This window comes from Pandoraea sp. PE-S2T-3, from assembly GCF_002179965.1.
Classification (GTDB): domain Bacteria; phylum Pseudomonadota; class Gammaproteobacteria; order Burkholderiales; family Burkholderiaceae; genus Pandoraea.
Genome location: NZ_NGUQ01000013.1, coordinates 88,882 through 114,887 on the forward strand (window position 1 = coordinate 88,882; position 26,006 = coordinate 114,887).

Consider the following 26,006-nt stretch of genomic DNA (forward strand, 5'->3'; position numbering starts at 1 on the left):
TCCCTGCGACAGCCGGTCATGAACGATCAGAAGGAACGTGCGCCGTTGATGTCGTAGTTCACGTTCTTGTTGAACGGCAGTGCCTTGTTGATGTACTGGTCGACCCAGAGATCCACTTCGGCAATCGACGACTTCGGCACGAAAATCGTGTCGTTGGACGTCAGCACGATGTCTTGCGCCGGGTCGCCCTGTTGCGTCAGTGCCTTGACGTCGATGGTGCGCAGCATCGGACGGCCGTCCGGGCTGCGGCGAATCAGCACGATCTCGCCGGTGCGGGCCGTGTCGAGCAGGCCTTGCGCGGTAATGATCGCCTGCATGACGCTCATGCCCGGCGTGAGTGCCAACTCACCCGGCTTGCCGACTTCGCCGCCCACAAAGATGTGTGCGGCCGTTTGGGTGACGGCGATCTGGGCACGGGCATTCGCGACCATGCCACCGGTCGCCAGCGCCCGGTCGACGGTCTCGCCGAACTGCGCAAGCGTCTTGCCGGCGGCAGGCAGGTTGCCGGCAAACGGCATCGCGATCGTGCCGTCAGGCGCGACGCGGCCCTTGTAGTTGAGCTCGATGTTGAACGGCAGGACAACGGAAATATCGTCCCCCGGCAGCAGGCGGTAGGGGGACGGTGCTGCGTCGACCCACGTCGCAAAACTGGCCGGCTGCTGGTATTTCGTGTCAACCCAGGTATGGGAACAGGCTGTCAGCGTCATCAGTGCCAGAACGCAGGCCGGGCGGAAAATGTTCATCGGTAATGATGGCAGGAAGCCGGGATTGGTCGGTTTGGACCGTACTCTAGTGCACTTGAGCGTTCTCGCCAAGCGCGAAGAATGTTTGTCGGATTTAGGGGAAAAAAGTGCTTCTTGGGAGACTTTAGGGGGACGATCTTCCGTAAGATATGCGCCTTGAAGCCACACTTGATGGCCCGGCAACGCTACCGCTACTCGCACCCTTATGGCAATTACGACCAGAACAAGGCCTGACCGGCACGCCGCTGTCGTCGATTTGACGATCCGGGACTATCTCAATACCTTCTTCTATTACCGAAAAATTGCGACGGCAGTATTTCTGGGGATCGTCGCTCTTGGCATTCTGATAGCCCTGCTGGTACCTATTCCGTACCGCGCACAAGCCACGCTGCTGGTGCTCAACGCCGGCTACTACGACCAGACCAACAACGCCAACGCCGGCGTGGCGCTCCAGCCACCGGTCGGCCAGTTGAACGGTGTGGAAGCGCAGATTCTCGCCAGCCCGGAGCTGCACCGCGATGTCGTCCTGTCCAAGCTCGGACCGGCTGCCACCGAGCGTGACATCGACCGCGAGTTGCAGAGTTTCGAGCGCAAGCTGCATATTGAGCAGAACGACCTCGCCAACACCATCACGCTGACTTATTCGGATACCGATCCGAAGGTGGCCGCCGATGCGCTGGCCCGGCTGCTCGACAAATACTTCCGTCAGCGCGCTTCGATCTTCACGTCGGGCCGGGTCAGCATGCTGGTGAGTCAGCGCGACGACGTGGGCAAGCAACTCGACACGGCCGACGCCGATCTGCTCGCATTCCAGAAGAAGCACGGCATCGTCAAGATCGACGACCAGACCTCGCGCGCGGTGCAACTCGAAAGCCAACTGGTGCAGCGCAAGCTGGAAACCGACGCCAAGCTGTTGCAGGACCGCAGCGAGCTTCAGTCGATGCAGGCCTCGACGAAGGACGTGCGCTCGACCATTCCGATCTATACCGACGACTCGGAAGCCAGCCGTGCGCTGAACGGCATGCAGACCACGCTGTCGGAACTCGAGACCAAACGCGCCGATTTCGCCTCACGCTATCTGCCGACGTCGCCCTTCGTGCAGAACATCGACAAGCAGATTGCCGATATGCGCGCGAATATCGCGAGCCAGAAGCAGCAGATGATGACGGCGACGCGTCTGGGTCATAACAATTACTACGACGTGGTGCAGGAGCGTCTGTCCGTGCTGAACGCCAGCATCGCGGGCGGTCTGGCGCAGCAGAAGGCGCTCGACGAGCAGATCAAGGACACGCGCACCAAGCTGCAAGGCCTGAGCGACGTCTCGAGCCAGCTGAGCCAGTTGCAGGCGCGCCGCGACATCCTCGCCGACAGCTTCAAGGAGCGCTCGCGTCAGGTCGAGCTGGCCCGCGTGCAGCAAGGTCAGGCCAGCCAGATCAACGGCACGAACGTGCGCGTGATTCAGGCCCCGTTCCCGCCGTCGCAGCGCAGCGTTGCCGCCAGTCTGGTGATCGCCGCCGCCGTTGCCGCCGGTCTGCTGATCTCGGCACTGACGGTGTTGATCCTCGCCAGCCTGCGCGAAACGTTCCTGAGCCCGGAACAGGTCGAACGTGCGCTGTTGCTGCCGGTGGTGAACGCGCCGGTCATGCTGGGCGCAGAACGACGTGCGGGCGTGACTGCCGCAGCGGCGGGAGCAGCGGGTGCGGGAAGCCCTGCGGCCGCAGCGGCCGCCGAGCCAACCCTCAGTCGCCCGGCCTACATGGCTTATGGCCGCATGATCGCGGCGATCAACAGCAGCACCGACGCCCACGCCAAGGTCGTCATGGTGCTGGCAGCGAGCCAGAACGACGGTCAGGCGGCCGTGATTCAGGGGCTGTCGGTCGAACTCGAACACCGCTCGGCCAAGCCGATCGCCATTCTCGACTTCGCTTCGACGCCGGGTGCGCCGCTGTACGGCAAGCCCAACGCTCAGGGCCTGCTGGCGTGGCCAGATGGCGCCGGTAGCGGCGGCAGCGATACGGCCAGCGCCGACGCCATCGTCAACACGGGCACGCTCGAGACGCTGGTATTTACCCGCGTCGATCGTCACAATATCGTCGTGGCGCAACCGCGCAGCGGGGGCATTCCGTCCTCGTGGCAGCAGGTGACCCAATTGTTCGACGCGCTGCGCGAGTCGCACGACTACATCGTCGTGCACGCCCCGCCGTCGAGCCAGTCCTTCACCGGCATCGAAAACGCATCGCTGGCGGACGCAACGGTCCTGGTGGTGCGTGCCGAATCGACTCGCAAGCCGGTCATCGCCGGTCTCAAGTCGCAGGTCGAAGATGCAGGCGGACACTTGATCGGCGTGGCGCTCACGCACCGCCGCGGGTACATCCCCGCAGCGATTTACCGCTTCTTCTAGCCACCGGCCCAGACTCGGATTCGGATTCGGACTCAGACACGACGACCATGCAACAAATCAGCGCGATCCTGCCGATCAAGACCCGGGGACGACACTACGCCGACAACATCGGCCGCTGCGACATCCTCTTCTCGTCGCTGCGTCACTTCACGACGCCGGATCTGTTCCATCGGTTCGTCATCATCGTGCCGCACGACGAAGTCGACGAGGTCAAAGGCTATGCCAAGGCGTGGTCGGATTTCCCCATCCAGGTCATCGACGAATCGCTGTATATGGGCGCGTTCGCGGAATTCTCGCAACGTCACCAGATTCGCAACTGGCACCGCCAGCAGATCATCAAGATCAATGCGCCGGAGTGGATCGAGACCGAGTACTTCCTGATCTTCGATCCGGATTGCTTCGCCACCCATGCGTTCGACGTGAATTCGCTCGTCGTCGACGGCCGTGCCGTCACGCACCTCCAGCCGCGCAATGTCGAGCCCTACTACTGGGAAGCCTCGTCGAAACTGCTCGACGTCGAGCCGCACCTGGAGCGCGACGGCGTCTGGTGGACGCCTGCCACGCTCTCACGCACGCTGTGCCTGTCGTTGCAACAGCGACTCGAAGCCGTGCACGGCACCGACTGGAAGCGCGTGCTGCTTGCGAACTATGCCGTCGACTGGACCGAATACACCCTGTATTGGCTCAATGCCGAGCATGAAGGGTTGCTGGAGCGCTATCACACGCAGGCCGTGCCGCCGCAGCGCACGCTGCACGCGACCGAGAGCGTGTGGTTTGCCGAAAAGATGCAGGAGTGGGACGCCGCCCATTACTTTGCGCCGGACAGCGATGGCCTCTTCGCGGTCGTGCAAAGCAACACGCAGATTCCGCTCGATCAGGTGGTCGCCAAGCTCTCGCCTTATTTCCCGATTACCATTCAGCCTTACGAGCGCCACGTTGACCCGGTGCTCAAGGGCGCCGAGCTTTACTCCGCTGTGGTGCGGCGCGGACTCAAGATGTTGAAAAAGCTGCGAGGCTGAGGTTGATGAGCAGTGGCAAGAACAAGCTGGTCGGTATCGAGATTCTGAGATTTGTCAGTGCATTCGCGGTACTCATCTGGCACTACCAGCACTTTTTCTTTCAACCTGCGACGGCCTCGATCGACGTGGTGCGCAGCACCGAGCCGCTTTACGGGCTGCTGCACCCGTTCTATGACTTCGGCTGGCTCGGGGTCAACGTCTTCTGGACGATTTCCGGCTTCATCTTCTTCAATCGCTACCTCGGCAGAATCGCCGAGCGCAGCGTGTCCGGCGGCCTGTTCTTCCTGAACCGGTTCTCGCGGCTGTATCCCCTGCACATCGTCACGCTGATCGCCGTTGCGGCGCTTCAGGCGTACTACGTGCGCGAGAATCACGCGTACTTCGTGTATCCGTACAACACGCCGTACGATTTCTTCGTGAACGTGATCTTCGCCTCGGGCTGGCTCACGCCTTACACCGACTCGTTCAACGGGCCGGTCTGGAGCGTGTCGACGGAAATCGTCATCTACGTCGCCTTCTTCCTGCTCGCGCGGTTCTGCCGCATCGGCCTTGTCTCGACGCTCCTGCTCATGGGACTGTCGGCGGCGGCGGGGGGCTGGCTGATTCTCCAGCAGATCAAGGGCAGCGAGTCGAACATCGTCTACTGCGCCTTCTATTTCTTCATGGGTGGCGCCGTTCACCTGATCTACCAGCGCTTGCGCACGGTGATCGAGCAACATCGTCTCGCGGCGGTTGCGCTGTGTTGCGCCGCCTATGCCGGGCTGTTCTGGTTTTGCGCCGTTTTCGGCGGCACGAAGTATCTTGCGGCCACGGTCATCGCGCCGGTGTCGATCGTGCTGTTGCAGGTGATCGAACCGTGGATTCCCGACCGGCTGGCGGCGCCCATCGTCCATCTGGGCAACACGACCTATTCGAGCTATCTGATCCACTTCCCGCTGCAACTGACGACCGTGATCGTGTTGCAGCAGTGGGGCATCGCCAGCGCCTCAGTGGCCATGAACGCGGGGTTCCTCGCGGCCTACCTGATCGTGGTGTTCGTGCTGGCGCATCTGGTCTACCGCGGCTTTGAAGCCCCGGCGCAAACGCTGATCCGGCGCCGCATGGCGTGGCTGGACAAGCGCTCGGCGGTTAAACCCGTGAACTGAGTGGACTGGAAGGACGTGAGGGGACGCATCGGGGACGCCTGACAGGCACGATGCGTATCGTGCGTTACGCGTCGCTCAATGATGGTGGTGATGCGACCACAGCGGGTCCATCGAGTCGACGAACGAGGCCACGGCAGCTTTGTCGCCGGTCGCATGACGCATCAACTGACCGCACTTGCACCAACCCTGATACGGCGTAATGTGTGAGCACGCCGAGGTCTTCTGCAAATACAGCGTGACGGGTTTGGCGCACTTCGTGCACTTGAACTTGAGAGTGAGGGCGAGTTTGCTCATGATGAATTCGCGACGGCACGCACGGCCTGACGCCACGCGTAAAACCGCTATTGTACCGGTAGTGTCCGCTCACTCGCCGATGCGCCGCCGCCTTCTGCAAGCCGCCGCGCTGGCGGCCTGCCTGCCGCTCGCCGCCTGCACACCGCCGCCCGAACTCGGCGGCAGCTTCGTCCAGCTCTGGCGCAGCCATCTGGAATGGACGCCCCAACAATGGCGCGAGCGCCTCACCGCCACGCACGCGCTCGGCTGCAAGGAGATCTTCGTGCAGTGGGCCGGTATCGACGGCGAGCCGGATAACACATGGATGGCCCCCGATCCCCTGATCCGCACGCTCCTCGACGAAAGCGCTGCGCTCGGCATGGGCGTGCATCTGGGGGTGCCCTACGACGAGCGCTGGTGGACCGCCATCGGTGCCCCGGACGACGCCTCGCTTGCCACCTTCCTGCAACGCACCGGCAATAACGCTGCGCGCTATATGCAGCAGGCCGCGTGGCCGAAACATGCCGCCTTTCGCGGCTGGTATCTGCCTTACGAACTGGAACAGTACGATTGGGCCATCCCCGCGCGACTGGACAAGCTTGCCACCTGGCTCGGCGGCATGTCCGACGTTGCGAAGGCGACCAGCGGCCAGCCCCCGGCGATTTCCACCTATTTCAGCCGGCTGCCGACGGCCGGCACGCTCGCCGGCATGTGGAGCACCCTGCTGGACCGCGTCACGCTGCACCCGATGATTCAGGACGGCGTAGGCGTCGCCGGCATGTCGAACTACACCGCGCTGGCGCCGCTGCACGACATGCTTCTCGCCAGAGGCGCGCCGTTCGATCTGGTCATCGAATTGTTCGAAGAACTGCCGTCTGAGAAAGACGACGGCACCACCTTCAACGCGAAGGCGGCTGATTTCTCCCGCGTGAAACGGCAATGGGAAATCGCACGACACTACGGCGCGACACGGCTGGTTGCGTTCGCCATCGATCCTTGGGTGCTCGACGACACCCCCGGTTCGAAGGCGCTGCTGCGCGAATGGCAGGCGGCATTGTCCTGACCGGCCTCAGCGCTGATAAGGATCCGTCGCACTCAACTGTCCGCGCAACACCGGTGCGCCGGGCGTACCCACCAGAAACAAACTGTAGTGGTCGCCCGGGGCCAACGCGGGCAGCGCCAGCGTTTTCGACGAGACCGCGCCGCACGCGGACACCAGCGTCGCTTTCACCGGATTGATACCACGCGCCACCGATGCGCCCTGCCCCACGTTGTCGAACAGTGTCGGGCCGGACGGACTGACGCTGAGTTGCCCGCCTGCGCATTGCGCGCTCAGGTTGTAGAAGCGCAACTCGGCCTTGAGCCCATCTTCAGTGCCGCCCGCGTCGGTCAGGACCGTGAACGTGAGCTTGCCGCCTTCACGGCGTGGCACCAGCGTGTTGAACGTGTCGGGCGCGACCTGAAGCGTGCCCGCGGGCTTCCCGTCGATGACGATCGGAAACGCGTCGTTGCCCTTGACGATGGCATACGTGCTCGCCACCTTCTCGCCCGAGAGGGTCTGAACAGGCCCCTTGGCAACCTGTGCGCGCATCGGCGCGCCGCCCGGGTTAACCACACGGACGAACGACGAACCCGCGGGCGGCCGGGCAGCGTAGAGCTGGGCAAAAATTCCCTCGGCACTGGCCCCCCCTGTACCGGCAGCTGTCATCGCACACACAAGTGCCATCGTTCGCAACATCTTCATTCTTACGACTCCGTATTCGCGGTATTGCCGGGGCGCATGCGCGCCGCCAGATACATCCGCTCCAATTGTTTTCGATCGGCCTTGTCGCTGCTCGTCGTCGGAAAGCCGTGACAGACGAGCAACTCGGTGGGGATCATGTACGGCGGCAGACGCTGGCTCAGCAGGGCCTTCCAGTCGGCCAGTGCATCCGGGATCGGATGCAGGCCCACCGGACCGCTCGTCTCCGGCTCCACGAAGCCGATCATGCGCACGATCACGCCGTCCGGGCGACGCAACGCGACCGCAGCCCCCGCGCGAATGCCGGGCAGCGTGGCGAGCGACGCGTCGACCTCCGCCAGCTCTATCCGATACCCGTGCATCTTGATCTGATCGTCGCGGCGACCGCGAAAGGTCACGAGCCCCTGCGCATCGATCTCACCAAGATCGCCACTGCGGTAGGCCCGTTTGCCGCGATGCAGGAACAGACGCGTCTCGTTGAGATCGGGTCGATTCAGATAACCGCGCATGACGTGATCGCCCGCCATGCAGATCTCGCCGTCGTCGATGAAGACCTCGGCATAGGGCTTGGCCCGTCCGATCGGGAACGGCAACGGTGCCGCCGCCCGCAGCGCGGGGTCAATTTCCACCCAAGTCGTGGAACAGGTGGCTTCCGTCGGCCCGTACGAATTGACGACGCGGACTTCGGGAAAGCGTTGCCAAAGCGCTTCGGCGACGGTGGGCGTGAGTGACTCGGCACCGAAGACGAACATCCGCAGGTCCGGTAGATGCGCATGGTCGAACTCGGGATTGAGCAACTGCTGGCGCACGAACGACGGCGTCGACGCCCACACGTTCACTTGCGCCGTCGCGAGATAACGCGCAAACGCGACCCGGTCGGCGATGACCTCTCGCGGGCACAAAACGCAGCATCCACCGGTGGCCAGCGCACCGACCCAGTTGAACAGCGAGAAATCGAAGCTGAACAGCATCTGGTCCATGAAGGCGGGCGCCGGGCCCGGCTTCACGTCGTCGCGAATCCATCCCGCGAACAGCGCAACGCTTTCGCGCCCGATCTGCACGCCCTTCGGGTCGCCCGTACTGCCCGAGGTGAACATGATGTAGGCGAGTCCGCGCTCTGCAAGCGCCGCCCCGTGCTGTCCCGTCGGTACGAACTCGCGGGACTGCGCATCGAAGCGCAACGGCGCTTGTACGAGCTCACCGATGCGCACAATGCGCGACTCCGGATTGATGACGTCCACGGGGACGAACGGCACGCCCAGACACAGGCACCCCAGCATCGCCACGAGAAAGGCCGATTCCTTGTGACCCGAAATCACCATCGGCACATCAGGCAGCGCACCGGCTGCCGTGGCCTGCGTCATCCATTGTTCGGTCGCGCCGTGCAATTGCGCCCAAGTGAGCGCGCCTTGCAGATCCGTTACCGCAGGCACGTCGGGCGCGTGCGCAATGTCGGCGAATGCCAGCCGTTCGAAATCGAAATACATGGTCTAACCCTCCGGCGAGGCGGCCGGCGCTCAGGCGCCTTTCTGTTCGGCAATGAATGCCGCAAGCGTCTGCACCGATTGCAGATACACGTCGATCTCCGACGGCGGCACCTTCACGCCGAATTCGCGCTCGACCGCCAGCACCACGTCCACGGCCGAGAGCGAATCGACCAGCCCCGAATCGATTAGCAGCGTGTCGGGTTCGACCTGCGTGAGCACGATGTTGCCGACGATGTCGGCGAGTTTGCTTTCGATGTCATTGATGTTCATGAAACGACTCCCGCGAATGACGCGAAATCAGAATTGAAAATAAAGGAAACGCGTTTCCTTATGGAGATTCACCAGGCAAAGAAACAGCAGCGCGAGCGTGACCGACAGCCATGCCGGGTTGGGTTGCCAGCGCATGAAGCGGCGTGCCGCTTCCTGAACCTTGAACAAGGCGGGTGAATATCGCCCCAGAATCTGGTGCGCATTCGGTGTGAACCAGACAATGCCGAGCAGCACGACCACATAGGCCAGTTGCAAGTGGTGTCCGATGAGCAGACGCCATGCGTCGCCGAAGCTCGCACCGTCGAGATAGCTCAGCGACGGCCAGGCTTCGAAACCCCGCAGCCCGGTCATGCCGCTCAGCAGCGACAGGGCGTCATGGACGCCGTTTGCGCGGAAAAAAGCCTGTGCGACCAATACGGCGACGAACGTCAATCCCACCGACGCGACGTGCGCCGGCCAGCGAGGGACATGTGACTTGGGCCGACGGCCGACGACGAAGATGCGCCAGCCGTGATTGACCGACAGATAGGCGGCATGCAGCAGACCGAACACCAGAAACTGAAAGCCGGCACCGTGCCACACCCCGGCCAGCCCCATCGTGAAAAGTGTCGGCACGACGATGGTGCTCGCAAAGCCCGCCGGTGTGCGCGCGCCTTCCGAGCCCACCGGCAGACCGCGCGCACTGCGGTATCGCGAGATGGCCATCGCCGCCGGGTAATACAGGTACGACGTCAGGTAGCGCGTGAGCGTGATGTGCCACCGCGCCCAGAAATCGATCACACTCGTCGCCTTGTACGGCGAATTGAAGTTCAGCGGAAACCGGATGCCGAACATCTTTGCCAGTCCCAGCGCCATGTCGGAGTAGCCGGAGAAGTCGAAGTACACCTGTAGCGCGTAACACAGGCTAGTGCCCCAAGCCGCCCAGAACTGCAAGTCGCCGGGCGACGCAAAACCCGCATCGGCATAGGGCGCAATCGCATCGGCCAGCAGCACTTTCTTGGCCAGACCAATCACGAACAGCATGCCGCCGATGGACAGATTTTCGGCCTTGAAGCGGTAATTCTCCCGCTGCGCGAACTGCGGCATCATCTCCTTGTGATGCAGGATCGGCCCCGCGATCAGGTGCGGGAAGAACGTCACGAACAGCACGTAGCTGAGCAGGCTGCGCTCTTTGACGAGCCCCGCACGGCAATCGAGCAGATAACCGATCTGCGTGAACGTGAAGAACGAAATTCCCAGCGGCAGCACCAGCGTATCGACGCTGGAATGCGTGAGGCCGAGATCGTGCAGAAAGCCGAACAGCGCCGCGAAGTACTTGTAGTGAAACAGCACAATCAGGTCGACACCCACGCCGACGGTGACAATGGCGTTCTGTACGCGCGCACGCCCCACATTGCGCAACACGCCCTGACTCACGACGTAGTTGAACGCAATCGAGAGGGCCAGCAGCGCCACAAACTGCGGGTTCCACCAGCCGTAGAACACGAACGACGTCAGGCAGAGCCAGAACGCTGCGAGACGCAGGTTGATGGCACCGCTGAGGTAGTGTCCCGCCAGCGCCACCGGCAGAAACAACAGCAGGAACAGGTAAGAGTTGAACAGCATCGGATATCGCGCTTGGTATCGTTTGGAATCGTTTGGAATCGTTTGGAATCGTTTGGTATTGTTTCGTGTCGTATCGTCAGACGTTGCCCGTCAGGGCAAACGGGCCAGCACGGATTTCTCGTCGTCGCTGAGCGGCAGCGACAACGCGTTCTCCGAGAACTCCCAGATCACCAGCTTCAAGCTCTTGGGCCACTGCGCGCGCTGCTTGAGCGCCACGGTCAGTGCCCCGGCAAAATCACCGCCGTCCATACTCATATTCCAGACCTCGCGCCCCAGATCGACGCCCAGCCATTCGGCGAAATTGCTTCGTCGCCCATGCGAACTGCCGGCGAGCATCACTTCGACCGGTGGTGTTTCATCAAGCAGGCCGCCGCTGCGCAACGGCGCAATGTGCTGCGCCGATGCCTGATCGGGACGCGGCCGCCAGCCGTCGTGTGCATGTTCAAGACCTGAGAGCGACAGCAGATCGCCCACGCGCGGTTGGGCGGGCGCGGGGGTACCGACATCGAACGCTTGTGCGCCTTTGCCCGGCAGCAATGCCAGACCGGCTTGCGCGACGGTGGCCGCAGCAGCCTTCGCGCCCTCGGCATTCATGTGGACGTCGGTGCGGAAGAACATCGGCCGGTCGTGCTCGGCGAGCGTCGGACGCAGATCGACGAACGGCACGCCATTGCGCTGCAAGGCCGCCTTCATAATATCCATGCGAGCGAGCATCGCCGCCGACACGGGCTGACCGCACAAATGCGACGACTCGATGCGCGCCTTGTCGGGCACCGCCACCACCAGCACGTTGATGCCTTGCTCGCGCACCTGGCCGAGCCAGTAATGCATGAGACGCAAACGATCCTCGAACACGGCATCCTTCGTGCCGGGCTTCGGTCGCATGCCGTCGCGATAGAACATCCATTGCGGGCACCCCATCGCGACCTGCTCGCCCACGTCACCAAGCATCCGGTAGCGCACGGCCGCATTCCACGTTTCAACCGTCTCCTGCGCCGGCAAACGCAACGATTTGTTGAGCGCATGGCCCGCCGTCCCGTCGAGCCACGCGGACCCATTCAGTTGATCGCGATCGAGTTGCGCGTGTGCGAGCGTCCACGCGCCCCACGCGAGACCTGCGGCAAGCAATGCGGCCATGACGAGCGCGTTCAGACGGTGCGATGGCACTGACGATGGTGACGCCGATGCCGACAAGGGGGGCTTGATGTCTGGCACGTGCTCAGTTCCCCAATGCGGCCTTCAGACGCTTGCGCCAGACATCAGGTGTCATGATCGAGGCGTTGTCCCACAGACCGGCGGCATCCGGACCCTGCGAATACGCGGGTTCGAAAATCTGCCAGACGAGCACTTGCGGCTTGGTTTGCTTGAAGGCCGGCGACTCGACGTATTCGAGCAGCATTACCCATTGCCCGACGTTCCCGGGTTTCCAGTTCACCGAGACGGGACGATCGAGCAAGTTCGAGAGCTTCTGCGGAAAGCCGAAGTACGGCTGCATCATGCTGTGGCCAGTGATGTGCACCGGCGCCGGCGCATCGTCGAGCAGATTCTGGCCGTCGGACGGGCGACGTACCGTAAACACCTCGCGCCCGATCTTCTTGCGATCTTCCGGCGTCAAAAACAGTTCGGCCAGATCGCCATAGCGACGGTCGTTGACCATGCCGCCCAGCGGCATGCCCGTGCCCGGCTTGCCCGACAGTTCCGGCACGTCCTTGCTGATCATTTCCGCCGTCGCCTGCGCCGTCGCATCGGCAGCGACCTGCGTCCAGTGCTGATCGGTGCGGTAGTAGACATCCTGACCGCCGTCCTTGATGCGGCGCAGAATCACCTCGTCGTCGAACGTCGAAATGCCTGCGGCCTTCAGCTTGCCCAGAATCGTCGTATAGCGCGCCTTGACCTCGGGGCTCATGACTTTGCCGTCGGGCAGCTTGTCCTGATAGAACAGCGATTTGTCCGGCAGCAACAATACTTCGAGCTTGATGTTGTGTGCCGCGAGCGCGTCGCGCGCCTCGATCACCAGCGCCGTGTTCGCGTCGATACCGCGCGTGTCGACTTGCGTGAGGCTGCCCCAGCCGGGAAACAGCCAGTTGTCCTTGCCGCGCAAGATGAGCGTAGACGCGTCTTGCGCCTGTGCAGCCCCCAAGGCAAACGTCAGCACACAGAGGCTCAGGCGACGTACGACGCCCGCGGAGAAATATCGCAATGGGCGTCGCGAAGCGCGAGGTTCGGAAGCGTACGGCGTCATGTTGCAACTCCTCGATATCGATTGAAATCTGTCCCGCATCAGTACGACAGCGTGAAGGTCATGAACAGGCCCTTCGCCCGATCCGCCTGCCCGCCGCCGATGTTGAAGCGATACTGCGTAGCGAAGTCGACGTACGACCTCGCCGTGTTGTAGTGGTCCGAGCGGAAGTAGTACCGGACGTTGAAACCGACGCCCGCCCCCAGCGACCACGAACTGCTGTTGCCGAGCAGTTCATAGTCGTCTACGCCATTGATCGGCAGCCCCTCGACCCGGTCGGCGTTCTTCAGCCAATCGCCCCCGAGCACGACGTACGGATACAGCACGAGATGCTCGTCGATCTGGTCCATCCGGAAGCTTTGCCCTGCACGCACTTCGAACGCAGCGAAGTACTGACGCCGCTTGACCTTGCCGGACGTGCGCGCATCGGTAGCGCCGGTATCGTTGTTCGTGAGCCAGAGGTCGGAGGGCAGGTCTTGCCACGAGTAACCGGCCTGCACATAGCTCTCCAGCGTGAACCAGCTCGGCCGGTCCATGCGCAGCTCACTGCCGATGTAGTGGCCGTACGTGGCGTACGCCTGCCAGCCGCCGTTGCCTGCATTCGAGTGGTAGTTCGCGGTCTGGTTACGCTGATTGAGCGCGCACTGAAGATCCTGTCGCAGCGGCTGGAAGGTGCCCGAGCGCGTCGCCGATCCGAGCAGGAACTGGCGCTCCAGACCGAACGTCAGACCGAGATCGGTGGACGGCGTGAAGCGCATGCCGAGAATGCCCACGGTCGTCGGAAAACCCGAACTGCCCCGGTTCGACGTCGGGTCGATGTTGATGGGTGCCTGACTGCAAGGATCAAGGCCCGTCTGCGCGATCGTATTGCCGCCTGCGTCGTACAGCGTGTTCGACAACTGGCCATAAACTTCGAAGGCGTGATTGTTCGCGTTCAACCAGCCACGCGGGCGCCAGAACACTTCTGCCGTACTGAACACGGCATTGCCCGGCACCGAGATCGCCGCACCGCCCAAACTGCCCCCGGCCGGGCGCGCACCGCGATACCCCACGGAGACCGTCGCGCCCCACTGGCGCGACACATCGGCGATGGCGCTGCGCGTGTCCAGCAGTTGCTCGGGTGTGAGCGATAACCGTTTGGCGTCGTAATCGTCGATGGCCTGACGGAAGGTGGTCTCGGCTTCGGCCTTTTGACCGGCGGCCGACAGCGCGTAACCCTCGGCGAGCACCACATCCGGCGAGGCTTTGCCGGTCGCTCGCGCCGCCCGAAAATCGTCGACGGCCAGTGCCGGTTCGTTGATGCGCTGGCGAAGGTAGCCGCGCTGAATCAGCAAATCCGGGTCGCCCGGCTTCTCCGCCAGCGCCTTCTCAATGCGCTCACCCGCTTCCTTCGTCTGCGCCGAGTCACCGGCAGCGAGCGTTGTCGTCAGCAGGCTTTGGTAGATCGGACTCTTCGGATCAAGCTCGACCGCACGGCGTGCTTGCTTGATCGCTTCCTGATAGTCCTCGCGGTCGTACGCGGCATAGGCTTGCGCCGACGGCCCGCCGTAGCCGACCGTGTCGTAGGGCAGCAACTCGTAGACCGTGCCGTAGGGGGTTTCGCGCGGGTCTTGAATCGGTGCCGGGAAATTGATCTGCGTGAGTGCCTTGGGCGCACGCGCACCGGAACGCGCGAGCTTCAGACGCTTCTTGACGGCGTCGTCCTTCGCGTCAAGCGGCGCCACCAGCGCAATGGCACGCGCATGATCGCCCGCCGCAAGGGCAGCATCGGCGGCGATAAGCCGAACGTTGCGCACCTGCCCATCGTCGAGCCAGTCCTGTTTGATGGCCTCGTCGAAGTCGGCGTCAGCCAGTGTTTTCTTGCCCTGAAGCTGTCGCAGATAGCCGCGCATCTCGAGTGCGACCGTGTTCTCGTCGTTCTGAGTGAGCGCATTGCTGGCGGCGTCTTCCGCCTCGGGCAACTGATTGTCGAGCATGAACGCGGAAATCAGCAGCAGGCGATAGCTGTCGTCCTCGGGGGCCAGACGCACGGCCTCCTGCGCAAGCGGAATGGCGTCCTTCGGCTTGTTGTCGATGATGGCCTGATAGCCGGCGCTCGCCGGGTCCACGGCCATGCGCGCCCGCAGCACCTGAATACGCGCTTTCAGATCCGACGTATTCGGTGCGCCCAGCGACATCGCAGTTTCGGCGGCACTCACGCCAGCGTCGAACTTCTCCTGTGACTCCAGTCCGGCGATCCAGAGCAATGCCCATTCGCCGCGCGACGGATCGATACGAAACGCTTGTTCCGCATGGGTCGACGCCTCCACGTATTGCTGCGCGTTGTATTCCGAGTACGCCTGTGTCGCAATCGGAAAAGCGCGTCGATAAGCCTCCGTCGGTGGTGGCCCGCCCGCCTGTGCGCCGCTCAGATTCGTATTCGCGTCGCGCAAAGCGGGCGTATCGAAGCCGTACTTGAGCGCGCTGTCGACGGCCTTGTGGGCGTCGTCGATCTTGCCTGCGCGTTGCAGCGAATAGATGAGCAGCATGCGAAGACGCAACACATCGGGGCGCAGGCGAACCGCGGCTGCGGCCGCCGTCGCCGCCTGCTCGAAGCGTCCCGCCTGATAGTGCTTGTAGGCCTGATCGGCCAACTTCCAGGCCTGCCCGGACAGCGGCGCTTCGCCAGACGGTTTGACGGCGTGTGCCGTCGCCTGCGCCATGGCGGCCGAGGCCGGCCAGCAGCAGGCCATGGCCGTGACGAGAAGAAGCGTTCGGAAAGGCGGCATCATGTCGCAGCGGGGGAAATGTCGTTAGGCGGCAGCGACGGCGCGATCACGCCCTGCTGGAACGAGATGGCTTCATGCAACGTGGCTTCGTCGAGCCAGCCCAGTTGCATGAGAATTTCGCCGAGCGGACGTTTCTCGCGCGCCTGTGTCTCCAGTGCGAATGCCAGCTTAGTTTCGTCGATGGCCTGCCACGACAGCAGCAACTCACCGAGACGCTGACGCTGCTGGGTGAGCTGATCGGTCGACGGGAAGTCGTGCATCGTCTTGTCCCACACGAGACGCTTGCCCGTGATGAGATGCACGATGAACAATCGCCACGCCCGTGCAGCCGCCATCGCGTTGATGAAGTTGCCGATCACCATGCGAGGTGCGGCCAAGAGCGCGTGTTCCCAGCCGTACATGTGATACACGAAGAAGCTGCGCTGACACACACGCAACGCGAGCGCCACGGCGTTCACGCTCATGAGCGTCATGACCCAGCCGCCGGGCGGAAAGATCGACGGGTAGTAGATCGTCCACCAACCCATGCGGTCTGCCAGCAGGAACAGCGCGAAGTTGATCAGCAACACGTAGGCCATGATGGCGATGAACGATGTCGCCAACCCCTTGCGGTCACGGAACAGCAGATATTTCGTCGCGAGCGAACCTGCCCAGCCGACCTGCACCCAGCCTTGCAGCCCAATGCCCAGTGTCCAGCGTGCCTTCTGCCGGTACGCGGTTCTGAACGTGTTGGGGAAATACTCACGAATGCCGAGCGGCATGCGGATCGTCGAGATCTTCTCCTTGCCAAAGCCGAACATCCGCCGCCGCTTGATCACATACTCGACCGGGAACTTGCCGAAAATCTGCTTCATGCCGCGTCGCGCCAGACGGGCGCCGATGTCGTAATCCTCGGTCAGCGTGTCAGTGTTGAACGGCTGGTTGTCGGTCTCGGCAGCGAGCTCTTCAAGGGCGCGGCGCGAAAAGCAGGTCCCCACGCCCGCCGACGGCACCATCTTCGACAGGCTCTCGCGCACCACCAGATCCTTGGTGTGCCATTCGGCGAACTCGTCCATGTACGTGCCCGCGACAAGTTCGTACCATTCACGCTCCAGCGACGTCACAGGCAACTGAATGAAGTCGATGCGCGGCAACAGATAGTTGTAATACTTGAGCTCCAGCGGGTGGAGCACGTCTTCGCTGTCGTGGAGAATCACGCCCGCGAACGGCTCCGGCTGCTGCTGGTTCTGCTTGAAGATCGCCTGAACGATCCAGTTCAGGCAGTCCGCCTTGCAGGTCGGTCCGTCGTGCGGCACTTCCACGCGCACCAGTTGCCGATAGCGGCGGCGCATGCGCTCGACTTCCGTTTTGGTCCGCTCGTCGTTCTGATAAGTACCGACGAAAATCATGTAGTTCTTGTACTCAAGCGTGCCCACCATGCTCTCAAGCATGGCGGCGATCACGTCGAATTCGAGCCACGCGGGCACCATGATCGCGAGCGGCTGCTCTCGCACGTCGCGCAACTGCGCCGCCTGCAACGGCGTGTAGCGTCGCTTGATGAACAGTGAGCGGTAGACCTGGCGCACCCAGTACCAGGCATCGACGAACAGATCGTCGATGCTCGATAGCAGGATGAGAACACCGACCACCGCGCTGGCAATTTCCAGCGCGTGATAGTAGTCGGCGACCAGATACGGCCAATAGAGCGAGGAGATCACGGCGGCGCGTCTCTACCGGTCAATGGCTGTCTTGTTTCTTGCGACCGGCGCGCAGCGCCAGCACGAGAATCAGCAGCAGCACCAACAGGGCAATGGCAACGGCCGGCACGCCCCACGAGACATAGCGGCGCCACTCGTAAAACGCACTCTCTCCCGCGCCCGGCGGCAGGCTGGCATCGGGGTTGCTGCTGTCGATCCACGCGACCGGCCCTGCTGGCCCGATGATCGCGAGATTGCCGCGATTGAGCAGGAACGGCTCACCCACTTCGACCTGCGGCGCACCGACGGCGTACCACAACAATCCGTCCTCACCGCCGCCGCGCACCACCTCTGCGGTCGACAGATTCTCCAAACCAGTGATGTCCAGCCACTTGGCATCCTTGCCGCCGATTTCCAGACGCTTGCCATCCGACACGCTCACTGTCGGCTTCGCGCCATCGATCGGCACCTCCATCGCGACGAACGGTTTGGCCGGCTTCACGCTCTTGTCGGCAGCAGCAACCGTCAGCTCGGTGCGAGACGGGGCGAGCCCGCTGGCCGACGCAATACCGATCACGCGGCGGATATTGGCCGGGGCGTCTTCGAGATAGCGCGCGGGGACGATCAGTTGCGGGTTACCGGCCATGAGCGGCAGCAAGCCCACGAACGTGCCGTCCGGTTCGGCCTTGCCCGGGCGGATGTAGCTCGCCGAAGGCAGCACATTGACCGGATAGGCCTGCGGAATTTCATCGCAGTTCGCCGAATACGGCTGACGTTGCACCGACACGCGCAGGTTGTTGTTCACGCCGAGGACGTAGCCCGGCACACGGGCCTTGAGTTGCTCGGGGCGGCCATTGGCGTCGAGTTGCTTCGCGGCCAGCAGAATGCCGTTCCAGAACACCGTCGCCACCGGCTTTGACGCCGCAGGTCCCGGCGCAGCGGCGAGATACAGCGAAATCTCGCCCGGCATGCGGCCGTCTGACGCCACCGCACCCAGCGGGAAGCTCACGGTCCAGTCGCCGCGGGCGAGCACGTCGAAACTATCCGATGAGCCCCCAAGGCTCGACAAGCGCACTACCTGCTTGTCCGCGATGTCCGGCGTGCGGGCGACCGGCACGGTCACATTGTTCGAGAGCAACAGACGGCGCAGCGAGTTGTCGAAGAGCCCCGCTGCCTGCGCGCCTGCGTCGCCCGCGATGGCAATCACCGACTGACTGCCCATGGACAGCAGGCGAATCTGCTTTGCACCCAGCGCGTCATTCGCCAGCGGCGCACGCTGATCGCGCCATGCCTTGAAGGCCGCAGCGGCATCGCTATCCGAGGCGAGCTGACCTTGCAGCGCGTCGAACGCAGCGGCGAGGCGCGCACGCATCGCCGCGTCGGCCACCACAACGTCACCGCTGACCGACGGCGCGTTCATTGCCAGCAACGCACCCAATTCGGCGTCGTTGGCCAGCTTGTGTGTCGCGGTGCTGTCACGCAGCGCGGCAAAAGCCGGCACGCCGGCGAGTGCTGCCGGCACGTTGACGCCGCGTGTATCGACAACGTCGCCCACCGCGGGCAGTGCCCTTACCTGCACGCGCTTGCCGCTACGCTCAAGGGCTACACCGATACGCCAGGCGCTGTCGAACGCTTCCTGACCCAGCGTCTTCGATGCGATAAGCAGTGCCGGTGCACCGGGGAGCGTGCCCCACGCGTCATCGAGACTCGACACCGATTTCTGATCGATGCGATAGGTCAGCCGCGTCTGCGGCGTGATCGTGACCGAGTTCGCAATCGAGCGATCGGGCTCGCAGCGATAGGTGCCCGTGCGGGAGTGCCAGTTCACTGAGAAGCGCACGAAACCGGTGTCGCGAGGACGCGCCGACACCGCGAGATTGCGTTGCAGCGGCCCGTCGCCATCAGGCACCGACTGCGACGTCATGGGCTGGCCGTCGATGGAAAGCACCACCGACGCTGCACCGGGCTCCCCCTTCAGATAGCGGCCGTCGAACGTGATCGACGCATCGGCAAGCGGCAAGCCCTTGGGCACCGGCAGATAGAAGTCCTGACTCGCATCTCCCGACAGCACGATAGGCGCCGTGATGCCCAAGTCGGCCAGTGCGATGCTGCGTTGCAGATTCACACCCGAGCCAAGGGCACGCACGCCGTCGCCCAGTGCGCTGGCGTGAGACGCGAGCGGCGCGCACATGCCGAGCACGGCAAGCACGCCCGCCGTCGTCGCACGCAGGCGGCCCAGGGGCGTACGGGGTGCACGCGTCGCAGGCGATACCGAAGATACCGAACGGGAAAGGTCGCGGGTCATTCGGCGGCGTGCAGTCAATGTGTTGAGCAACGGCATGGAATATCCGTAGTGGGGCGCACGGTCCGCGGGGGCGGGCGATGCGGGGTTGGACGGAACAGGTGGCAGCGCAGGTGTCGGCAGAGCAGTCATCGCGTGAGTCCCCCGCCTGTCAGGACACAAGGCCGGTGGCCGGCGCATCCGGATCGAACTCGCTTACCGTGCGCCCGCAAAGGGCCGCCACGATGCGCTGTGAGGCATGACCGTCACCGTAGGGATTCACTCGCCGCGAGAAGGACACGTGGTACGCGATGTCATCGAGCAGACGGGTCACGGCCTCGACGATGCGATCACGGTTGGCGCCGACGAGTGCAACCGTGCCGGCGGCTACCGCTTCCGGGCGTTCGGTCACATCACGCATGACGAGTACCGGTTTGCCGAGATACGGTGCTTCTTCCTGCACACCGCCCGAGTCAGTGAGAATCACGTACGCGCGCTGCATGAACCAGACGAAATCGACGTAATCGAGCGGATCGATCAGATGCACATTGTCGAATCCCGCGAGCGCCGTCATCACGACCTCGCGAACGGCCGGATTCAGATGCACCGGGTAGACGATCTGCACGTCGTCGCGCTTGGCGATATCGGCGAGCGCGGCGCAGATATTGCGAAAGCCATCGCCGAAGCTCTCGCGGCGATGCCCTGTGACAAGCAGCAAACGGCGCGAACTGTCGAGCCACGGGTAACGCGCGGCGACCTCCTTGGCCAGCGGCGAATCGTCGCGTAGCCGCTCCATAAGCGTCGCCAGTGCGTCGATCACGGTGTTACCGGTCACGGCGATCCGGCCCTGAAGGTTCTCGCCCAGCAAGTTCGCTCGGGATGTTGCCGTCGGCGCGAACAGCCAGTTGCCGACTGCATCGACCACGCGGCGGTTCATTTCCTCGGGAAAGGGTTTGGCCAGATCGCCGGTGCGCAACCCCGCTTCCACGTGCCCGATAGGAATGCGCCGATGAAAGGCGGCGAGTGCACACGCAGACGCTGTACTCGTGTCGCCATGCACCAGCACGTAATCCGGCACTTCCGCCTCGAGCACAGCGTCTACCCGGGCAATGGCGCGCGAGAACAGACCGTTGAGCGTCTGATTGGGCACCATGACTTCAAGGTCGTACTTGGCCGAGAGATTGAAAATCGACATCACCTGGTCGAGCATCTGGCGATGCTGCCCCGTCACGCAAACCACGCTATCTATGCCGGGCTCGCGATCGAGCGCCGTCACGAGCGGTGCCATCTTGATGGCTTCGGGACGTGTACCGAAGATCGACAGGACTTTCATCGTTATGTGTTCCGGTCATCGCCTGCTGGCGCCATACGGCATAAGACATATGGCGTGCAGACGTTATCTCGCCCCGGGGACTTCGGACATGGGGCTCTCAGACATGAGGTCGGAATGGTAGTGGCGACGCTATGACACGTACTTCGTTGTCCGATACATTGGTATCGGCTGCCTGCGCGGCGAAGACCAACAGACGACGCCGGCCGTGCGGCCAGTGTCGCAATACCTCCTCCTGCCACTTGTTTCGCACCGGATTCAGCGGCTCGTTTTTTCTACAGTGCGAACTTGATTTTCCGGATGGTATCGATCAACCGTCCCCATACAGTCCCCCCATTTGCGATGTGCCTCTCGCTGTCGCGCATGAGCAACAGCGTTTTTCACTGGGAAATCAAGGGTTGACGGGCGTCAAAACAAAAGAAAAAGCCCCGTGCAATGGCCGCGAAAACGGCATCGCACGGGGCGAACATCGGTACGGCAAAGGCTGATCGGCGACCTGACCTACGGGGTCACCGTCTTATGCGTTTCATCACGCCTGCCGCTGCAACCGCACCACATTGTCTTGCGAACCCGGTTGAATACCGGCACGCAGGAGCAGGATCTTCAGGTGATCGCCGATGCGCTCGATACGATCGTTGAAGTGATTGAGGAACACGAGCACGAACAACGCCGTCGAGATACCGAGTGCGGTCGCGTACAGCGCCGTCCCGATACCGGCCGACACGCCCTTGGCATCCGAGATCCCCGACGCGGCGAGCGACGAGAACGTATCGATAATGCCGAGAATCGTACCGAGCAGGCCGATCAGCGGTGCCGCCGTCACGATCGTGTCGAGCATCCACAGACGCTGCTTGAGCTTGGACTTCATCGCGAGATACAGCGCAGCGGAGAGCTGCTCCATGTCTTCACGCGAATGAGCGTCGGCGCGCGCCTTGGCCAGTGCACGCAGCGCATCGGCCGGCACACTGTCATTGCTCTCGAGATGTTGCGTGAGATCGTCGAGCGTACGGCCTTCGCCGAGCAGCATCGCGTCAAGCTCACGAGCGTGTTTGTTCGTGTAGCGATAGAAAATCAGACGTTCGATGCTGATGAACAACGCCACGACCAGGCACGCGTACATCAGGAAAAACGACAGATCATGTAGCACCTGAGTGTTCATACGAAGGTTCCTCTTTCAAATTCGTGAGTGCGAAAGCAGCGGCTCGCCTCACTGGAAGTCGGCAGACAACGACACAGACAGCAGTCGCGGTGCGCCCAGGTAGTAATAAACCGTGCCGCTGCCGCCGCCGACTTGCACGCTCGACGGGTTGCGATACTGGCGATTGAACAGGTTGCTGACGTTCACGCGCACGGTCGGGTTCTTGAAGAAAAACGTGTTGTTGAACCGGTAGCCTGCATCCAGATCCACGGTGGTGTACGACGGTGCGACTTCGTCGTTCATGAGCGTGGCGTACTGGCGCGCCGTGAACTTCGTCTGCGCACGCACGTACCACTTCGGCTGGGCGTACTGAATCGACAGACCCAGCAGCCACGACGGATCCAGCGGGTAATCCTTGCCCGACGTCTGCATCGTGGTCGTCGCCGACGTTTGCAGGTTGTCGAGCTGGCGGCTGTGATTGTTCGTGATCGAGGCGTACGCCGACCAGCCGTGGAACGGCACCGTGCCGAATTCGAGCTGGAAGCCGTAATTACGCACGCGACCGGCGTTCGTGTAGACCGAATTGTTCAGGTTCGGGTCGTACGCGGTGGCCTGACGGTTCTTGTAATCGACGTAGAACAGCGAGCCCGAGAACACGCCCAGACCGCTTTCGTTGCGATAGCCGATGTCGTACACGTTCGACGTTTCGGCCTTCACGTTGCCCGTCACGGTCGCCTGACCGTTCACGAACGTCACGTTGCCGTTGGTCGGCGAGAACGCGAAGTTGGGCGGCGCACGGAAGTTCATCGCGTAGCTGGCATAGACCTGATTCGCGTCGTCGATCGAGTAACGCACGCCGGCCTGCGGCAGGAACGCGTTGTAGTCCTTGACCACGTTGTACGACGTGCCCGAGTTGCTGCCCTCGTTGGCGAAGTTCGTGAAGTCGCGGCGCACGTGCGGCGTACGGAAACCGGCCGTCACGTTGAGCTTGTCGGCAAGCATCGAGATCGAGTCGGCGGCGAAGAACTGCCACGACGTCGACACCGTCTTCCAGTTACGCGATTCGTACGGTTGTCCCGTCGGGCCGGTGATCTGGTTGTCTTGCAGCCAGATATCGCTGGCGGTACCGTCGGCATTCACGAGCACGGCCGGGCCGGTCTGACGGTGCACCGCACGCTCGAACCACACACCGGCTTGAATCTGGTGGTTGCCGAGCTGTTGCGTCACGGTCGTGGTGATACCCGGGCGGTCGGTGCGCGTCACGCTGCTGTTCGCCACGATGATCTTGTCGAGCGTGTCGCCGTCGCCGTTCAGATCGCGGCCCAGACCGGTCTTGCCGGTGGCCGGGTTCAGGAAGCCGGTTTCCGAGAGCACGTACTGCTGCGTGCCGCCGGTGCCGAATCCATACCAGTAGTACGGCTGAATCTTCACCTGCGTGGTCGGCGTCAGACGGAACACACCAGTGACCGACGCGATCACGTTTTCAAACGGGTTCTGCGACAGCTTGTAGTACGCCGGGCTTTGCGACGCTTCGTTCTGCGCCGTGCCCTTCACAGGCGGCAGGTGACCGGCGAACTGCGAAGCGTAGTCGCCGTAGTAGCCGTTCTGGTTGAGCTGCGCGAGCGACGGGTTGTAGATGTTGTTGTTGATCGCACGGTTGTAGTTCAACGTACCCGTGACGTAGTTTTCCTTGTTGAGATCCAGTCGGAAGCCGAAGTCGACGTGATCGCGCTTGGCCTTGCCTTCACCCTTCCACTTGTCGATTTCGGCGTGCGAGTACGACACGAAAATCTTCGCCATGTCGTTCGCGAAGCGGCCCGAGTCCAGACGCACGAACGAGTTCGTGAGGTTCAGGCCACCGACCGTTTGCGACACGCGCACGCGCTTCTCGTTTTCCGGTTCGCACGTGACGATGCTGACGTTACCGCCGGTCGAGCCGACGTGCGGGGCGTCGAGATCGGTCGCGCCCTGCGTCACCGACATACCGCAGGTGTTCGAGTTGTCGAGGAATTCCTGCGGATACACGGCGAAGCTGCCCGAGTCGTTGACCGGCACGCCGTTGATCGTGAAGCCGATCTGGTCGGAGTTGAAGCCGCGAATCGACAGACCGCCACCGAACAGGCCCGACGCGTCGTAGCTGTACGTCGACACGCCCGGCAGCAGGCCGATCGACTGGAACACGTTGCCGGTGGCACGTTCCTTTTCGATTTCGGCGCGCGTGACCGTGCTGCGGGTTTTCGGTTCGTCTTCACGAACCATGAGGCCGGTGCCGAGGTTGTCGCCGTCGCCGGTGATGGTCACCGTGCCGATGTTCGACGTGCCCGAGGCACTGGGGGACGCCGTGGCAGCGGCGGGTGCGGCATTGGTATCGGCGCTCTGTGCGTGTGCGACGCCAGCCTGAAGCAGCAGCACGTGAACAGCGATCATGGACAGACGCAATGCGGGATGCTTGAACGGCTTGCCGGCCGTCGTATGTAGATCGTTCATCTCGGTCTATTCGTTATGGTTACGGGTGCCTGGATTGCTGCGGCAAAAACGCCGCCGCGGTTTTTTTCACGTGGCGCAGGGCCGCGTGGTCAGCGTGAGTGCAACGGGACTTCTGTGTTGCCTGGGTCGCTCCTCAGCTATTGCTCGGGAGCTGGTAATCGAGCTTCATGCAGAACCTGTGTTGCGCCTGGCCTGCGAAGTGGGTGTCCTGAAATGCCGGGTACGTGGTGCCCTCAACGAGTCGCGTGGCCGTGTTGTCGAGCAGCAGCGAGCCCGAACCGTTGGTCAGGTTCACGTCCTTCACCTTGCCGCTGCGATCGAGCATCACGCACAGCTCGACCGTGCCCGTGGGTTTCTCGGTCATGGCCTGACGGCTCGTCGGATACTTCTTTCGCGACTCCACCAGCGCGCGCAACGACCGCTCGTACTCACGGTCGGGGTCGCCCTTGCTCGGTGCCGCTGCCTTCTGTACGGGCTTCGACTCAGCGGTAGGCGTCGACGGTGCGGCGTTGGTCGCGGTGTTCGCTGTCGGCGTCGCGCTTGACGTCGCCGGTGCGCTGTCGGCGACTGGCTGCGGTGTCGGCGTTGGCGTCGGTGTGGGTTGCGGCGCCGGTTGAGGACGCGGCTGCGGCTGAGGTTGCGGCTTCGGCTCGGGCTTCGGTTCGGGCTTGGGCTCAGGCTTCGGCTGAGACTTCGGTTCCGGCTTGGGCTGAGGCAGCGGCTCCGCCTTCGGCTGCGGTTGCGGCTCGGGCGGCGGTGGTGCGAGATCGATTTCGGTGAGCACTTCTGCCTGCTTCTCGCCTGGCGGCGGCGTCAGCGCTCGCAGGCTCGGACCGACCGTGGCCGCAAGTGCGAGCAACAGCGTCAACCCGCCCGCCACCCAGTCGCGGCGGCGATAGATCGGCGTGGGCATCCAGAAAGCTGGGGTGGCGTTCGTCGCAGTCATTACGATTTCGCTCGCGTGGCGATCGAGATTTTGCTCACCGACGCTGCCTTCAACGCATCCATGACGTCGATCACACGTTGCATCAACGTGCCTTCATCGGTCTTGAGCGTGACTTGCGCCTTCTCGACGTCGCCGGCCTTCTCCTTCACGCGTGCGCCGAGCGCTTCGAGCGTGGTGTCGGCACCGTCGACCTGCAATGCGCCATCGCGCGTGATGGTCACGACGACGGGCTTCTCGGGATTGACCTGCGCGGCGCTCGACGACTGCGGCAACGTGGTCGACAGGCCGCGCGACGGGATCACGTTGATGCTGAGCAACACGAAGAAGACGAGCAGGAACATCATCACGTCGATCATCGGAATGATCTCGATGCGCGCGTGCCGTTTGGGGGGATCTTCGAAGTGAATCATGGCGACGTCCGGAAAAAAGAAACCGGATTATTTTGGACGTCGATGAA

20 protein-coding genes are annotated in these 26,006 nt (G+C 62.9%); 4 read left to right on the forward strand and 16 right to left on the reverse strand.

Translation table 11 applies throughout. The features are described from left to right. Window positions 1–26 precede the first annotated feature (26 nt). The gene (locus tag CDV46_RS09600) at window positions 27–743 is read right to left on the reverse strand and encodes a polysaccharide biosynthesis/export family protein (protein ID WP_087686237.1); all 717 of its coding nucleotides are present in this window, start codon (window positions 741–743) and stop codon (window positions 27–29) included. A 205-nt stretch (window positions 744–948) separates the two neighbouring features. Here CDV46_RS09600 and CDV46_RS09605 point away from each other — a divergent pair, with 205 nt between their 5' ends. From CDV46_RS09605 to CDV46_RS09615, 3 genes are read left to right on the forward strand one after another with little or no spacing between them, the layout of a single operon-like run. Then, window positions 949–3,144, forward strand: a complete 2,196-nt coding sequence (locus CDV46_RS09605; protein ID WP_087686238.1) for an exopolysaccharide transport family protein — start codon at window positions 949–951, stop codon at window positions 3,142–3,144. Window positions 3,145–3,191: 47 nt separating this feature from the next. Then, entirely contained in the window at window positions 3,192–4,163 is a 972-nt protein-coding gene (locus CDV46_RS09610; protein ID WP_087722415.1) for a DUF6492 family protein, read from the forward strand. 5 nt (window positions 4,164–4,168) lie between these two features. Next, window positions 4,169–5,308, forward strand: coding sequence for an acyltransferase family protein (locus CDV46_RS09615; RefSeq protein ID WP_140413335.1), 1,140 nt, complete (start codon window positions 4,169–4,171; stop codon window positions 5,306–5,308). A gap of 75 nt (window positions 5,309–5,383) precedes the next feature. Here the strand turns inward: CDV46_RS09615 and CDV46_RS09620 are convergent, their stop codons facing one another. Then, window positions 5,384–5,602 (reverse strand): hypothetical protein, encoded by a 219-nt coding sequence (locus CDV46_RS09620; RefSeq protein ID WP_058376273.1) that lies wholly within the window; start codon window positions 5,600–5,602, stop codon window positions 5,384–5,386. Between the two features lie 79 nt (window positions 5,603–5,681). On the opposite strand from CDV46_RS09620, the gene CDV46_RS09625 reads away from it, so the two are divergent. Continuing rightward, window positions 5,682–6,644 (forward strand): DUF4434 domain-containing protein, encoded by a 963-nt coding sequence (locus tag CDV46_RS09625; protein WP_176399044.1) that lies wholly within the window; start codon window positions 5,682–5,684, stop codon window positions 6,642–6,644. A 6-nt stretch (window positions 6,645–6,650) separates the two neighbouring features. Here the strand turns inward: CDV46_RS09625 and CDV46_RS09630 are convergent, their stop codons facing one another. The 14 genes from CDV46_RS09630 to CDV46_RS09695 all read right to left on the reverse strand — a co-directional run bounded on the left by CDV46_RS09630 (window position 6,651) and on the right by CDV46_RS09695 (window position 25,959). Beyond that, complete coding sequence (locus CDV46_RS09630; RefSeq protein WP_087722417.1) at window positions 6,651–7,325, reverse strand: alginate O-acetyltransferase AlgF; 675 nt, start codon at window positions 7,323–7,325, stop codon at window positions 6,651–6,653. A gap of 2 nt (window positions 7,326–7,327) precedes the next feature. Beyond that, window positions 7,328–8,809 (reverse strand): AMP-binding protein, encoded by a 1,482-nt coding sequence (locus CDV46_RS09635; protein ID WP_087722418.1) that lies wholly within the window; start codon window positions 8,807–8,809, stop codon window positions 7,328–7,330. 30 nt (window positions 8,810–8,839) lie between these two features. Further along, the gene (locus tag CDV46_RS09640; protein ID WP_058376277.1) at window positions 8,840–9,079 is read right to left on the reverse strand and encodes an acyl carrier protein; all 240 of its coding nucleotides are present in this window, start codon (window positions 9,077–9,079) and stop codon (window positions 8,840–8,842) included. A 27-nt stretch (window positions 9,080–9,106) separates the two neighbouring features. Then, a complete protein-coding gene (locus CDV46_RS09645) occupies window positions 9,107–10,684 on the reverse strand; it encodes an MBOAT family O-acyltransferase (RefSeq protein ID WP_087722419.1) in 1,578 nt (525 codons plus the stop codon). 90 nt (window positions 10,685–10,774) lie between these two features. Continuing rightward, on the reverse strand, window positions 10,775–11,821 hold the full coding sequence (locus CDV46_RS09650; protein ID WP_087722433.1) for an alginate O-acetyltransferase AlgX-related protein: 1,047 nt from the start codon (window positions 11,819–11,821) through the stop codon (window positions 10,775–10,777). Window positions 11,822–11,903: 82 nt separating this feature from the next. Continuing rightward, on the reverse strand, window positions 11,904–12,926 hold the full coding sequence (locus CDV46_RS09655) for an alginate O-acetyltransferase AlgX-related protein (protein WP_087722420.1): 1,023 nt from the start codon (window positions 12,924–12,926) through the stop codon (window positions 11,904–11,906). 38 nt (window positions 12,927–12,964) lie between these two features. Beyond that, window positions 12,965–15,655 carry an NfrA family protein gene (locus CDV46_RS09660; protein WP_254915986.1) on the reverse strand — a complete coding sequence of 897 codons (2,691 nt, stop codon included), beginning with the start codon at window positions 15,653–15,655 and terminating at the stop codon, window positions 12,965–12,967. Window positions 15,656–15,690: 35 nt separating this feature from the next. Then, entirely contained in the window at window positions 15,691–17,388 is a 1,698-nt protein-coding gene (locus CDV46_RS09665) for a glycosyl transferase family protein (protein ID WP_087722422.1), read from the reverse strand. Between the two features lie 19 nt (window positions 17,389–17,407). Continuing rightward, on the reverse strand, window positions 17,408–19,558 hold the full coding sequence (locus tag CDV46_RS09670; RefSeq protein ID WP_176399045.1) for a hypothetical protein: 2,151 nt from the start codon (window positions 19,556–19,558) through the stop codon (window positions 17,408–17,410). Between the two features lie 262 nt (window positions 19,559–19,820). Beyond that, a complete protein-coding gene (gene wecB / locus CDV46_RS09675) occupies window positions 19,821–20,981 on the reverse strand; it encodes a non-hydrolyzing UDP-N-acetylglucosamine 2-epimerase (protein WP_087722423.1) in 1,161 nt (386 codons plus the stop codon). Between the two features lie 526 nt (window positions 20,982–21,507). Further along, the gene (locus CDV46_RS09680) at window positions 21,508–22,137 is read right to left on the reverse strand and encodes a MotA/TolQ/ExbB proton channel family protein (protein WP_058376284.1); all 630 of its coding nucleotides are present in this window, start codon (window positions 22,135–22,137) and stop codon (window positions 21,508–21,510) included. Window positions 22,138–22,185: 48 nt separating this feature from the next. Then, on the reverse strand, window positions 22,186–24,603 hold the full coding sequence (locus tag CDV46_RS09685; protein WP_087722424.1) for a TonB-dependent receptor: 2,418 nt from the start codon (window positions 24,601–24,603) through the stop codon (window positions 22,186–22,188). Between the two features lie 133 nt (window positions 24,604–24,736). Further along, window positions 24,737–25,549 (reverse strand): TonB family protein, encoded by an 813-nt coding sequence (locus CDV46_RS09690; RefSeq protein WP_087686251.1) that lies wholly within the window; start codon window positions 25,547–25,549, stop codon window positions 24,737–24,739. Further along, the gene (locus CDV46_RS09695) at window positions 25,549–25,959 is read right to left on the reverse strand and encodes an ExbD/TolR family protein (protein WP_058376287.1); all 411 of its coding nucleotides are present in this window, start codon (window positions 25,957–25,959) and stop codon (window positions 25,549–25,551) included. Before CDV46_RS09695 ends, CDV46_RS09690 begins: the two co-directional genes overlap by 1 nt. Window positions 25,960–26,006: the final 47 nt, after the last annotated feature.

Coding starts and splice junctions, on each gene's coding strand:
- CDV46_RS09600 (WP_087686237.1), bottom strand. CDS start 743: ATGAACATTTTCCGCCCGGCCTGCGTTCTGGCACTGATGACGCTGACA.
- CDV46_RS09605 (WP_087686238.1), top strand. CDS start 949: ATGGCAATTACGACCAGAACAAGGCCTGACCGGCACGCCGCTGTCGTC.
- CDV46_RS09610 (WP_087722415.1), top strand. CDS start 3,192: ATGCAACAAATCAGCGCGATCCTGCCGATCAAGACCCGGGGACGACAC.
- CDV46_RS09615 (WP_140413335.1), top strand. CDS start 4,169: ATGAGCAGTGGCAAGAACAAGCTGGTCGGTATCGAGATTCTGAGATTT.
- CDV46_RS09620 (WP_058376273.1), bottom strand. CDS start 5,602: ATGAGCAAACTCGCCCTCACTCTCAAGTTCAAGTGCACGAAGTGCGCC.
- CDV46_RS09625 (WP_176399044.1), top strand. CDS start 5,682: ATGCGCCGCCGCCTTCTGCAAGCCGCCGCGCTGGCGGCCTGCCTGCCG.
- CDV46_RS09630 (WP_087722417.1), bottom strand. CDS start 7,325: ATGAAGATGTTGCGAACGATGGCACTTGTGTGTGCGATGACAGCTGCC.
- CDV46_RS09635 (WP_087722418.1), bottom strand. CDS start 8,809: ATGTATTTCGATTTCGAACGGCTGGCATTCGCCGACATTGCGCACGCG.
- CDV46_RS09640 (WP_058376277.1), bottom strand. CDS start 9,079: ATGAACATCAATGACATCGAAAGCAAACTCGCCGACATCGTCGGCAAC.
- CDV46_RS09645 (WP_087722419.1), bottom strand. CDS start 10,684: ATGCTGTTCAACTCTTACCTGTTCCTGCTGTTGTTTCTGCCGGTGGCG.
- CDV46_RS09650 (WP_087722433.1), bottom strand. CDS start 11,821: ATGGCCGCATTGCTTGCCGCAGGTCTCGCGTGGGGCGCGTGGACGCTC.
- CDV46_RS09655 (WP_087722420.1), bottom strand. CDS start 12,926: ATGACGCCGTACGCTTCCGAACCTCGCGCTTCGCGACGCCCATTGCGA.
- CDV46_RS09660 (WP_254915986.1), bottom strand. CDS start 15,655: ATGGCCTGCTGCTGGCCGGCCTCGGCCGCCATGGCGCAGGCGACGGCA.
- CDV46_RS09670 (WP_176399045.1), bottom strand. CDS start 19,558: ATGTGCGCGCCGCTCGCGTCTCACGCCAGCGCACTGGGCGACGGCGTG.
- wecB (WP_087722423.1), bottom strand. CDS start 20,981: ATGAAAGTCCTGTCGATCTTCGGTACACGTCCCGAAGCCATCAAGATG.
- CDV46_RS09680 (WP_058376284.1), bottom strand. CDS start 22,137: ATGAACACTCAGGTGCTACATGATCTGTCGTTTTTCCTGATGTACGCG.
- CDV46_RS09685 (WP_087722424.1), bottom strand. CDS start 24,603: ATGAACGATCTACATACGACGGCCGGCAAGCCGTTCAAGCATCCCGCA.
- CDV46_RS09690 (WP_087686251.1), bottom strand. CDS start 25,549: ATGACTGCGACGAACGCCACCCCAGCTTTCTGGATGCCCACGCCGATC.
- CDV46_RS09695 (WP_058376287.1), bottom strand. CDS start 25,959: ATGATTCACTTCGAAGATCCCCCCAAACGGCACGCGCGCATCGAGATC.